The organism is Ferroplasma sp. (genome assembly GCF_031200575.1).
Lineage (GTDB): Archaea > Thermoplasmatota > Thermoplasmata > Thermoplasmatales > Thermoplasmataceae > Ferroplasma.
Genome location: NZ_CP133597.1, coordinates 1088312 through 1101756, shown reverse-complemented (window position 1 = coordinate 1101756; position 13445 = coordinate 1088312). Strand labels below are relative to the sequence as shown.

At 34.6% G+C, this 13445-nt stretch carries 6 protein-coding genes; all 6 read right to left on the bottom strand.

Going from position 1 to position 13445, the window contains the following annotated elements; translation table 11 throughout:
• Window positions 1-4: 4 nt before the first annotated feature.
• Window positions 5-5005: a DrmB family protein gene (gene drmB, locus RE471_RS06055; protein ID WP_309213916.1), complete on the bottom strand. Its 5001-nt coding sequence runs from the start codon at window positions 5003-5005 to the stop codon at window positions 5-7.
• Window positions 5006-5961: 956 nt separating this feature from the next.
• Window positions 5962-6861, bottom strand: coding sequence for an IS256 family transposase (locus RE471_RS06050; RefSeq protein ID WP_309213915.1), 900 nt, complete (start codon window positions 6859-6861; stop codon window positions 5962-5964).
• A gap of 432 nt (window positions 6862-7293) precedes the next feature.
• Window positions 7294-8562 (bottom strand): hypothetical protein, encoded by a 1269-nt coding sequence (locus RE471_RS06045; RefSeq protein ID WP_309213914.1) that lies wholly within the window; start codon window positions 8560-8562, stop codon window positions 7294-7296.
• Window positions 8549-10213 (bottom strand): AAA family ATPase, encoded by a 1665-nt coding sequence (locus tag RE471_RS06040; RefSeq protein WP_309213913.1) that lies wholly within the window; start codon window positions 10211-10213, stop codon window positions 8549-8551. The genes RE471_RS06045 and RE471_RS06040 overlap by 14 nt, the downstream gene beginning before the upstream one ends.
• Before the next feature lie 662 nt (window positions 10214-10875).
• A complete protein-coding gene (locus tag RE471_RS06035; RefSeq protein ID WP_309213912.1) occupies window positions 10876-12366 on the bottom strand; it encodes a phospholipase D-like domain-containing protein in 1491 nt (496 codons plus the stop codon).
• Window positions 12367-13443 carry a hypothetical protein gene (locus RE471_RS06030; protein ID WP_309213910.1) on the bottom strand — a complete coding sequence of 359 codons (1077 nt, stop codon included), beginning with the start codon at window positions 13441-13443 and terminating at the stop codon, window positions 12367-12369.
• Window positions 13444-13445: the final 2 nt, after the last annotated feature.

Genomic DNA, 13445 nt, shown 5'->3' with positions numbered 1-13445 from the left:
TATCTCACATTAAAACTGCATTTCTGTCAAGATACTTATTACCATATTCACATGACGTTTCGGGTAAAAGTATGCAGCTGTAGCATGCCGAACCATTGTATTTATCCGCTGTCATTTTAGTGTTGAGACAGAAAGGATCGTTTGAGCATATACTGACATTATGAATTGCATCATCAAGAATTTTTTCCATTTTATCGTGATTTACAAGATCCACGAGTCCACCCATACTACCATCGCTACCTACACCTGTTGTATATATAAGGATACCACCGCTATTCCCAAATGCATAAATCCTTTCTCTAATTGATGGGAGGGAATATCCTGTATATTCTGATATTGCTCTTAATATACTATGTGACAGCGTATGCAAATATGTAAATGTATAATCCAGCGGATATTTGTCAAACACTGTGCTATTAAATTCAGAATGTGTATACTCACTATGTATTTTGATATTATTAAACCTTATGAAAATTGCGTCGCCTGACAGGATTGTTGCAGGAAAGTAATGCTCTCCCCGGTATTCTGTGCATGATGGGACAGATACATGATTTACTTTTTTCCCTCCAGTATTCCTGATATATGACGTCTGAATAGCAATTGCAGATATATTCTGTATTGGTCTATAATACACATTTCCATTATAGTTATGGTTCTTGGCTGCGGTAAACTCCCCCATACGGAATTCTTCATCAATAAGACTACCTGTAGATTCTGAGAGATATCTGAATTCATTCCTGAAAATACCAATAATGTCATCACTGCTGTTGCCAAAGTAATACTTATCTGGATTGGAGATTATCTCCTGGTGTTTTTTAGGATCTACCTCATCCAGTTTAAGGAGGATAGATTCTAACAGTTTTATATCATTGTATCTCTTCCATGCATTTCCAGCTGCCTCAATTAGTTTTTCTTCGGTGTTTTGCGGTACTTTACCTGTACTGTTAATATTGAGTAATGTAATTATCTCTGGAAGTCTTAATGAGCTTGAATCACGCTGTGCGATGGACATATTCATGCCACACACTGTTCCTTTGTTGTCAGGTATAGGGCATTTGATCATATTCTTATTATACACCCCATAAATATTTCCCATATTGGTCTTCCTCCCACATTTACTGCATTCAATATGTATAGACTTGAGTGAGTACCCACCAGCATCCCAGTAATAATAATTCGGGTAGCACATATTGCCACCATGAACTGAAAAATTCCAGTTTACATCATCCAGATGCCCCATGGGGCAAGCAGAAACAAATCTTACCGGAGTATATTTATAGCTTCCGCATTCTGGGCATCCTATTATTTTGGTTATGTTTTTAGTCTTTTTTAGATATTGATACAGTATGCTGCTTTTTTTTCTATGATTATTTACATTACTGCAGATTCCCCACGTAGGGAAAGGCATAACTTCATATATAGGTGTCTGGTCATTTTTTCCTACATATTCATTCGACGGTAATGATATAAACTTTATATACTCGGCGTTATAATTAAATTTTCTGGCAATTAGATTTCTAGCATACCCATTACTTTCATCAATTGTATTGTTTGATACAGTCTGGGGAAGGTAGTATGATGACTGAATTCCGTATAAACCCGCACGCTGGATGAGGTAGGAACCATGATCACCCTCAAGTATGGATTCTGGACCAAATGATAGAACAAATTGGGTTTGCCTAATTGTATACTCGGCTGTTTTATTGTGTCCAAATACCGCGATATCATCCACTTCCCTGAGAGAATTTGGAACATTTTTAAATACTATATTGGCTAGAGGATGCATCACAGTATCACGCGATGAACCAAGAATAATAACGTCATCTGGAGGTGGCATCTTATATGGATTACTTCTGTATATCACTTTACTTTTTTGATTTGATACAATTTGATGCCATTTATCTCTATCTCTATGTATTTCAGAAATTATATCTCCACTTTTTATATCCATAGATCTTAATCTATCTTCGGTTTTCCTTATAAAATCATCGAATATTGAACCCTTATATATTAATATTTTACTAGGATCATCACGTAGTTCTGGTTCGACCGCCCTGACAAATCCAGTGATTGTAGCACCCATGCCGGTCTCCATGGATCCAGTGGAAAAGGGTGAAACAGGGGAACGCTCAACATAAATGTTAATTCTGCTGTGGTACTGCATGAACATTTCATAATGACTGATGTCGCGTGGTTTTAGGGGATTATATAACACAAACACCACACCATCCGCCGATCTGCCGATCCTGCCGGTTGCCTGTATATAATCCGATGTTGATTTTGGCTGTCCACTCATTATCATCTCTGTGAGTCTTGAGATATCCACACCGGTTCCGAACATAGACGTTGTAAATAATGCCCCTGTATTCTCCTCTGGTGTAATATTCCAGCTTTCAAGACGATCAAGTTTTACCGGTATCTCTGCAGATTTTGCCTTGCCTGAGAGTTCCTCATAATTTGCTGTATCAAGTTTAACTGGCGGGGTAAATTTTTCAAGCAATTCCCTGACATCCTCCCTGAAAAGTGATGTGGCTATGGAAAGCTCCTTTATTGAATTAAAATAGAATACAGGCGTATAAAAATTTTTAAGATCGGAGGTGTCCCTGAAATTTTCCCTGAACGCAATAATTTGGGCCATTAGCCGTATTAGTGGGGTCTGCACCCCCAAATCTGGTGCTCCCATAATGCCGGCATATATCCTAGTTCTATGATTTTCACCATAATCTTTGGTAAAAAAGAAATTTTCATCCTGTTGAATCCCACTTGGCGGAAAAACCGAGGCCCTACGGGCGAAAAGCAGTGAAACCTGATCCTCCACGCTACTAACAGTTGCACTGGCACCTATGTATTTAACCTTTAAATCTCCCCTATTTTCTATAATGGCATCAACCATATTCTCATAGAGCCCAAAAAGGCTTCCAAGGGGACCGTTAAGAAGATGCATCTCGTCCTGAATAATCAGATCCGGCGGTTTTGTTTTTTTATTAATATCTCCAAGTATATTGGAGGCCAGAGGGTTAAAAGGGATATTTGCAAATTTATCAACTGTAGCCACTATTATTGATGGTTTTCTGCTGTATATTTGATCATCAACAGTATAAACAGGTATTCTGGTATTAAATATGCGGCATTCTGGATTCATGCATGTAATATAGATATCTTTATGGTCATGACTTATTCTATATCCGGGAATATTTAGATATGTTCCAGCTTCATGAAAGTCTTCATATAATGTAGAATTTATAATATCTTCCCTTTCCATTTTATTAGGAAATACTATTCTATAAACACCCATCCGTGCGCCATACACACTTTCCTCTTTTAGTAGTTGTATGTCTACATCAGCTGTTGTTGTAACACCACCACAAGGTCCCGCAGCGAATATAGGAGTGCCTGCCCTTATCCCACCCGTGGGAATCGCAAGCCAGCTACCACATGCAGGGCATTTATATAGCTGCACCGGATCCCCTTCTGACTTCTCAGATTCGCCTTTTACTGAATTTTGAATTACTTTAACTGCATCAGATATTTTATTGGGTGTCATCCCACCTCCAACCCACATACCCGCAGAAATTGGACAATTAATATTATCATTAAATTCTTCAAAATTATTTCTTACATATTCGGCAGCCACAATTAGATCTACTGTTCTGCGGAACTGCTGTGATGTGAGGAGTCTCAGGGTATATCTTGTTATAATGGACGTGCCGGGATTATCATCTTTACCTGAACTTTTATACCTTCTCCAAATTATGTCAAAAAGGGCAACAGCCAGATAAGCCTCTGTTTTACCAGAACCGGTATGGACCCATAGTATGTCCATTTTATCCCTGTCTACAGACGCAGGATCTGTAATTGATTCAATTTCCATTAGCAGGAATGCAATCTGAAAAGCCCTCCAGTTAAAACTGCTATTGCTATCTCTGCGATGCCACTGAGAATTTGTCGCCATAACTCTGTTGACAAACCTGAATGCCCTCGAAGCATCTTTATTACCTCTGAGGATCTGCAAACCACGTTCCATTCTATTACATGTCTCTAAAAGATTTTCAATATTTGTTTTCACCTGAATTTCATCTTTAGGAACGGCGGGTGTTATGGAAGTGATCCATGATCTATACTCGTTTATAAGAATATCAAGATTTTCCATGCTGGAATTTTTTTCCGCCATGTTCTCTGCATTAAATTCTGTTTCGAGTTTTCTTGTTTCAGGAATATAGGATTTATATACAGGCATGAAATCCGTTCTTATATCCGGGATGTAGAAATCTTTGTAATTATCACTATAATCTGGCCAACTGTTAAGCTTGATGTTTACGCTATCATTTTCATTTTCTACATCGAGAGCCTTCCATATAGCAGCACAATTTTTTCCCCTTGCAAGCTCTTTAGTATCCCTATACAGAAATTTTATGTTTGAATCAGTTACATTTCCACAAGCTTCTGTGTCTATTAGACCCCCAGTTACATTAATTCTTATAGAAGGCTGGAACAGTGAATATCTATATATATCATCATATTTAATTTTCTGATTTGCTTTGTTATAAACCATAACATTAAAATATCCATTATACTCATCTACTTTTAATATTACTGTGCTGAAATCTGTATATTCGAGTATAAACTCACAGGTACCTTTTATACCAAGTTTATTATGACGCACGGACTGTCTTTTATAGACATCTTTATTATTCAATTTTACCTGATGATATTTTCCATAACTTACAAGAACGTTAAATGTGCCATTGATCATTTTGAACGAAATGCCAAATGAATTAAGCTGTGGTTTCGTATCCTGCTTTATTTCGTCCCCTTCCTCTACACCTCCGGTATCTAAAACATATTCGCCTTCTAGATTACTGTCATGGTTAGCATAATATGGTTTAATGATCCCAACAACATACCTGTTTACCGGATTATCAAATATACATTCATCATATGTTCCAGCAGGTCCAAGTAGTTGCTGCCTTACATTCCTTATTAGCTCAATAGAAGCAGGATTCATATAACACCCCCGTCATAATTATACTTGAAAAAGTCCGATAAAAAGATATTGCAAACATGATGAGTTAAATATGTGTATCGTGTATAAAAATTTTTGTTTATACGCAGATTCTTCGCATGTGTAAATAGCAGACGATGTAATACAGACCTTTAACACGAAAACATCATGTTATTCTATCTCTTTGCTACATGAATTGCCATGACTGTAGTGCTATAAGCAACACATAACTGAATATTTTACCCGGTTCAGAAGGAGAAATACACTTCAGCTGCATGGCTGAAGCTATCAATACACATCAAATGCCTCTAATTCATTGCATCTCCCTTATTACTCATCCATTTCCGTTCATATTTATATTCAATTTACCTCTGCCCATGGAGATAATAAAGTCCATGAAAGTAATCGATCCATAACCATGACCCATTATATTCATACACATCATTCCATGGAGAACATAGCAGGAAGAAATCATGAAAAACCTTATTTAGCCTCAGCTATATGACGATATAGCTGTGAGAATCGGAGGCGGTTGTTATGCAGCTTGACCCTTGAGGCCGTTAGAAAGAATAGCCGCCATTCGCCTCGATTTCTTACCTTATTAATATCTAATAAGGTGGATAGGTGTTTGTCGAGTCTACGATTCTGAATCTCACAGAATCAAAGGTGATTAAATGGTAATTGGCTTGGATGTACATAAACGTTCCGTATATGCTACGGCTATGGAGGATAATGGAAATATTATTGTCTAGAGGAATATGGAGACAGTCAATGGTTTTTATTTAATTACAGGGATCATGATATTGTAATAGAATCATCAACATCAGGCAAGTATCTCTTTAAAGAATTATTAAAATTAAACTATAAGATACATTTGATAAATCCTGCGAAGGTTCCTAAAATAGCAAACAATTATAAGAAGACTGACAGGGAGGATTCATTCCAGCTTGCAGATGTATTTAGGAAGGGAGGAATGAAGGAGATATACATTCCATCAGGAGAAACAGTGATTCATCCATTAATGCCTCTGACACTATTTTTGATATATCCTTCCACTGTTCCTTATTCATTGTCTTTCTTAAATTCTTAAGGAAATGGAAATGGCAGTACTGCCATAATGATCCTTGAAATGACTCTTTAACTGCATTCATTATCCCCTTATGGCCATCTGATATTACCAGCTGTACTCCTATTAATCCTCTTTCCCCTAACTTGAAGAAGAAATTATTCCAGTCCATCCCATCCTCTGAATTATAAACATCCATGGAAAGAATCTGCCTTATTCCAATGCTGTTTACACCTATTGATGTGTATAATGCCATTGATGTGTATTTACTATTTTCCCTGACTTTAAAGTATGTTGCATCTATGTACAGGTATTTTATTTTATCATCTATCCATGTTTCTAAGAATTCCTTAACTTTTATATCAAGATCCTTATTCAGTGATGATACATACTCAGGCGATACATTTATACCTAGATTACTTATTATATTATTAACAGACCTGGTTGATATCCCATTAATATATGACTCAACTATTACAGAGTTTAAAGCCTTTTCAACAGTGGAGTATTTGTCAAATACCTTAGTTGTAAAAGATCCTGACCTTATATCAGGCTTGTCTAATATTAGTTCTCCATCTAATGTCTTTAATTTTCTCTTCTTGTAACCATTCCTGTATCCTGTTCTTTTATTGTTCCTTTCATATTTATCAGCATTTAATTGTTCAATGGCCTCCTGATCCATTACATTGTTTAAAAACCATGTAATCAATTCTTTCTTTCCCTCTTTTCTATCATTTATGAAAAGCTTTATTAGTTCTTCTATACTTATTAATTGACTCTTTGCATTTGTCATTTTGTTTACCTCATTATGATATTGCAAAGAGTCATTTTAAATTTACAGCAAAAGAATTACATTATAACGAGACAACATGTTATAATTATAAATTCGTAATATTTATAAGTTAATAACTTATATATTTTCTGAGGTGTGACATGTCAAACAGAGGTAGTCATAAAGATGGCGACCTTGAAAAGTCAAAAGAAGAACATGACTAGGACAACCATGCTGACCAGTTGAACCCCAACAATGATGAGTATGAAGGGGGAAGATTAAGAAGGATATGGAGAAATTCTAAATAATTACTAAATTAGTAGAAGTAAATTGACCACATCTATTTTGAATAAGATGTATGAGTATATTCGTTATTTGGGAGCGATAAATCCCAAGTTTTGCAATCAAAAATAAGTTGTAAATATTAAAAACTTAATGAAATGTTTAATTATTTCAATGATCCTGATTTTGGATTTCCGTGAAATCGTGCTTAAAATTCTGGACTAGGTCTGATTCCCAATTATTATTAAGATTCAGTTTGAGCATATATACCCAGAGTTTTTTATTACCATTTTCAGTAAATCTGTATGATTTACTGAGTTTGCTTTCTGCTCCTGGAAATACTAGTATTGTGTTCTTGGAATGATATATCTGGGAATATGCGTACATCTGATAAAGATCACTGGGTGCTATTGAATGAACTTTATCATTTTTCTTCTTGAGTTCACAGATTTTTGGTTCATCCAGTTTCTTGTATTTTGTATCAAATATACATGTAGAATCCTTAAGAAATAATATTAAATCTGGCTTTGTGTACCTTATAGCATTATTATCATATATGAAATTATAATCTCCTTCCTGAACCCTTATGTGTAGAATTTCATTGCCAAATATTTCCCTCTTATTCCTGCATATGAATTCTGTAAAAAACCTTTCAAATATCTTATTCATGTCAAATATCATGGCCATAGTATTATAGCTTTCTCCAGACAGCATCAACTTATTTTGCAGTATTAAACTTGCGTATATGTAAGGAATTCTGAATCTTTCATTTAACCTGTTGAAACTAATCTTGCATTGATGCCATGGTGATATATCCTCATCATGAAGAATGCTATCTATCCATGCCAGAAGGTTTGCATTTGCCCTGTCATGTGTAAACTGCATAAAATACCTGTTTGCATGTGCAAAGAACCGATTAAGATCGTTGTCCATAGAAAACCTGAAATCTATAACCGAAAATTTTGACTGATCCATTCTACTTATCTGCTTGGCGATATTAAGCTTTCCCTTTAAAAATTTACTTTCCTCAGAAAGTCTAATGTATTTTCTATATGCTCCCTGTAGTATCTGTTCTCCAAGTGTTATGGCATACATTCGTATTATTAGATCTAGTATATCGAGTTCTGTATTATCCTTAATTTCTACTTTAGGGATACTCGCCCCGGGTGGCGAGAAAACATAAAGAAGAATCCTGATAAGATTATTACTGCTATTCTTTTCATCCAAATCTAGGTTCCTGATCTTTGGAAGCACCTGAATTCGATAATTCTTTGTTGGGATAAATCCTGTATAATGCTTGAATTTTACATATGTCTTAGTAATTTCCATAAATTTAGATAGCTCCTCATTACGGGATGTAAGCTCATTGAGTTCATGGATTATGTCGTTGTCCATGCAGGGTTCGTATTCATAGAGGGTTTTTAAATTACTGCTTCCCATATTCACTAGAATCGCCTGATTTTATAAGGTTGCTTAAATAATCAAGATAATTTTCTATATTATTTAGATTCAGTTTTTGCCCGTTAAAATCATCTGGTATTAGCTCCTTTAATTCATTATTCTGGCTGTAAAAAATTTCATTGAGAAGTGGAAAAATTTTGTACTTAAATATATAAACCAGTTCTTTTCTTTCGTCATTGGTGTTTTCAAGGCTTTTAAAGAAGGCATGGCCTATTTCTGAATCCACATCTTTTTCTTTTTCTATCCTCTGATTTAAAGCGCTGAAAGCATTGGTTACTTTTGATTTTAGGCCCTCATCTTTAATCCACCCTTCTAGCACCTTACTGTTAGGCGGCACATTAAAGAAAATGAATCTCCTCCGTAGAGCTACGTCCAAAAGTGCTATGCTCCTGTCTGAATCGTTCATCGTGCCAATAATAAATACATTGTCAGGTACAGAAAATTTATCCTTGAAGTTAGGTACAGTAATGGAAATACCTGGTGAAGCTTCATTGATATATCGCTTGTCCTCCTCTATTAGGGTAATAAGCTCGCCGAATATTCTTGAAATATCTCCCCTGTTGATTTCATCGATGAGAATGACATATGGTCTATCCATATGTTCTCTTGCCTGTTGGCACAGTTCCATAAATATACCATCTTTTATATGATATTTTATTGCATTGCCATCGGTATCGGCCGTTATGCCACCAATGAACTCTTCATATCCATATGACTGATGGAAAGTTACCATACGAAAATTGCTATCTTCAATTGGAAATAATTCATGGTTTTTAGGGTCAATATTTTCATTCAGCAAAGTCTCTATTTCGGATAAATTTATTATTTGACCTTTGGCAAGGTAGTTTGCTAGTTTTCTTGCAAGGTATGTCTTACCGGTTCCCACCGGACCATGAAGTATTATGTTTTTTGGAAGTGAAGGGTATTTTAGTTCTTGTTCTTTATCTTCGTTTTGCTTGGTATTAGTTGTTTTTGGTTTTTCTTCTTGGTTGTAGTGTCCGGCTGTATAAGAAATTATACTATCCATTTGAATGAAGTCTAGTTTTATCCCCACTGAATTAGAAATGGAATCTTTTATTGCAGTTATAGCATCTATTACATTTTGATAGTCGTTGCCTTTCTTGCTATTTGTATTTAGGCTTGATTCTCCTATCTGCTGAAAACCTTTGTTATAAAAAGTAATACTTTTAACATTTTCTATTGCCTTAACGTTCCATAATGGATATTTATCTGGAAATGAAAAATTAAGCATTTCTGACAAATTAGATATTCCAAAGTACTTTATCTTCACATAAAAGTTATTAATTCTATTTGCTATATCGCCTTCACCATAAAGTAATTTAGCTATTTCATCCCTAACCATTTCAAAATCATTATTGTTTCCTTTTATAAATCTACCATCAACATCTAGCCACATATTGTTTGCCCATAACGTTTTTAATAATTCAATAAGTTCATTTTTTGCCAATTTTCCTATTTTATCTTTAGAAAGATATTTTTCCAAATCTTTTTTATGCTCTATATGTGCCTCTCTATCGTTTATCCAATCAGGATTTGTTTTTAACTCTTTTTCGTATTCAAGGTAATATTTTAGGAATTCTGATTTTTCTTTTTCTGTAAGACTCTCCATAGGTGCAAAACATATATCTGTATTTAAATTTTAGTTCCATATTATACTAATCTCTAGAGTTAACTATGTTTTATACTTTATATTTAAAAATAATGCGTATAAAAGTACCAAACCATTTTACAGGCAAATTACCATATGTTTATAAATTGTTGTTATTCAATATTGAAATAAAAACATCGAAACTTATGTTTATTACAAGATTTCCGGTCTTTAGTATAACTGTATACCCATGATTAAATAAATATTCTCTGCCATTGAATTAGAAGTTATTATAGCTTAATTATATAGGAAGTATTAAATATTGATATAATATATATAATATGTGAAAGAAAAGTTCTGGAAATCAACACCGAAACAAACCCAGCCTAACCCGAATTATCCAAGTAAAACAGAAAATCCATCGGGGAAGGGAAGAGGGAATAAACCGAAATAGATTGTATATTATCGAGAATTTTTATTTAATTTAATTGGTTTATAAATATATTATTGCTGAATAACTTTATGGTAAATTGTTAGAATATAAGAATGGTTAATATTTAGTCTTGGATATTTGTCCTCAAATTATTGAGGTTGATTAAGGATAACCGTAGAGTGCCATTTGAATTTACAGCAAAACTATTATATTATCTATACAATCGCATTATTGTAGAGTTTACTAAAAATTATTCGTTACATAAAACAATTATCGCATGATTTTGTTTGGATAATTCCTCTGCCTCTGGCAGTTGTTCCTTTGTTTTGATACAGATATAGTTTCCCTTCTTGGTATGATAAATTTTTAAGTTGTTTTCTTCTTTGGGTTTCATCTTTTCTACCTCAGGGGGGAGCGTTGGTGGCAGGAGGGTAATAGTATAATGGATTTCTTTGTTATCTGTATTTTTCTGTTCTTTTATAGGTATATATGGATCTATATTTCCATCATAATAATCCCTTAACGTTTTAGCTGTAACTTCTAAATGTATTTCCGTTTTTTCTGGTTTTGGTAATTCTTCAAAACTCCTATTTAAATTAATCCACCGATCTTTTATATCCTTCAACATTATGTTCTGTTCGCTCTTGTATTCACATCTGTACTGCCATTCTCTATGTATTTCAGCTAAAGTATCTATCTGTGCTTTGGTTAAAATTACCGCAGTTTCAAACCCTTCATCGAGCCCTAATTTAGATATATTAGCAGTCATAATTAGTCCATCTTTGCCGTCCACAATTATAGATTTTGCATGCAATAATTTATGACAGTATACAGTGCCACCGTTGCTGATTAATTTGCTAATAAACTCCTTATTTGCATTATGTGGCCTTGTAAATAAAGTAACTTTTACACCCTCGGAAGCCTTTTTAATTATTTTCTCTGCCAAAGGATGTTCTGAATCTATAGTCCAGGCAGAAAGCGATATATATGTCTCAGCAGAGTCAATCATTTTTTCCAGCACATCTTTAATCAGTAATTGATTATCTAAAGTCCATTTCAGCTTTTCTGGTTTATAATTTATATCTAAGAATTCTGGATGCCTATTAATAGGAGACAACTTTCTATATGGGTCTAATTCTCTTTCGGCTATTGCCCAGAACCCGTATAAAAATTGCCTGAATAATTCCATTACTTCCAATTTTTCCGATAACTCAACGGCAAGTTCAATATTTTCCGTAAGCGCTCTGACGGTTAAATTGGATGTGAATACAATAGCCTTCGGCTGTGTTTTCGGATCGGATACAAGAAATTTAGCATGCAGATTATTTCCTGTGTGAATAAGCACATGTGAACCTAGATTGTTCAACATATCTCGGGAAGCTTTTTTTCTAGCTTCTAAAGTGCTATCATCATCTTCATTAGGATCAGATAACTGCGTTTCTGCAGCCGTTAAAATATATACCCTAGCGCCCCTTTCATAGCATTTTCTGATTTCATCGATAATTTTGGAGTCCTGTATAAGGAAGCTGCTAACACAGAGGAATTGCTTGGTCTGTGAGATCACTTTAACTACTTCGTTTATGAGATTGGCAGATCCGGGCTGGAAGATATCATGCTTTCCAGAAATTATACTTTCTGATTCAACATGATCCTGCTTCAATAAAACTGGTCCTATTATTTTATTTCCATTATCGATAATCTTATTAAAATCGATTCCTTTATAAATATTATTGCTTACCATTTACTCAACCTCCATATTCAGGTCAACTGGGGCCTGCAAGTACCAGTATTCCCTGGGCACTCCACCTCCATTCTTTATCGACTTATTGTACAGTATTGTTATCATATCATTTCGGGTCGGAGTTTTAGGAATATGCACTCTAAATTTTTTCTTTACTTTTTCTGATATATTTATAAATTTATCCTCAGTTAAAAAATCAACCAATTTGTCTTCAATTACATCCTGTGCCCATAGGTCTGCATCATTTTGCGATAATGGTTGAATATTCACTGTAATAGGCTTGATCTTCAATGTTCCGAATTCACTTAAATACAATTTCATTTCATCTATAGTTCTGGTAAATGACTTCCTTTCCTCTAGCCTGGTGCTGTCATAACTTAACAGTAAAATTCCGTTCTGGAGAGGGGCCCCTTTCCACTTAAGGGATTTGCTTTTGATTAATGCATTCCATACATCATCTATTTTAAGTAGGTTATTCTGAAATGTATATAGGGGCTTTCCTTCTTCTCTTAGGGTTACATCACTGTTACCATTGCATCTGGCCTCAACGCTAAAATTACCCTTAGATTTAATGGGCTGAACCTTATTACTTATAGATTCTATGATTACCTCTTCTTTGTGGCCATCCAATAAAACTATAGTGGGTTGACTGACAAATCCTACCAGCATGTTTGGTTTTTCTACGGACTTTTCCTTATTTTCATTCCGTTTAATCCTAGAAATTTCAATAACAGGATTATTGAAAAGTTTATCTTGGGTGGCATATATTGTGTATTCTCCCTGTTCTGGCATATAAACGTCGCCATTAACTGCCATTTTACCTAATTCTGTAAGAGCGCCGGACTCTTCGATAAACCCAATAGCTTTGTAATGTTCAATAATATTTTCTGCCATCCCGAGTGGTTGTTCCGGCAATAGGTTATTCCTCAAATTCTCAGGAGTTAATAATCCAAATTTATCAGCTATGCGTAAAATGGTAATTATATATTCATTTTGTGTTTTTACCCTTATAGTTGCAATGCAGTCAACACTTTCATACTCAATATCTCTCTCCATTATTATCTCATTACTTATCATAT

Bases quoted from the DNA above. Each gene is read 5' to 3' on its own strand.
- drmB (WP_309213916.1), bottom strand. From the start codon at position 5,005: ATGAATCCTGCTTCTATTGAGCTAATAAGGAATGTAAGGCAGCAACTA.
- RE471_RS06050 (WP_309213915.1), bottom strand. From the start codon at position 6,861: ATGACAAATGCAAAGAGTCAATTAATAAGTATAGAAGAACTAATAAAG.
- RE471_RS06045 (WP_309213914.1), bottom strand. From the start codon at position 8,562: ATGGGAAGCAGTAATTTAAAAACCCTCTATGAATACGAACCCTGCATG.
- RE471_RS06040 (WP_309213913.1), bottom strand. From the start codon at position 10,213: ATGGAGAGTCTTACAGAAAAAGAAAAATCAGAATTCCTAAAATATTAC.
- RE471_RS06035 (WP_309213912.1), bottom strand. From the start codon at position 12,366: ATGGTAAGCAATAATATTTATAAAGGAATCGATTTTAATAAGATTATC.
- RE471_RS06030 (WP_309213910.1), bottom strand. From the start codon at position 13,443: ATGATAAGTAATGAGATAATAATGGAGAGAGATATTGAGTATGAAAGT.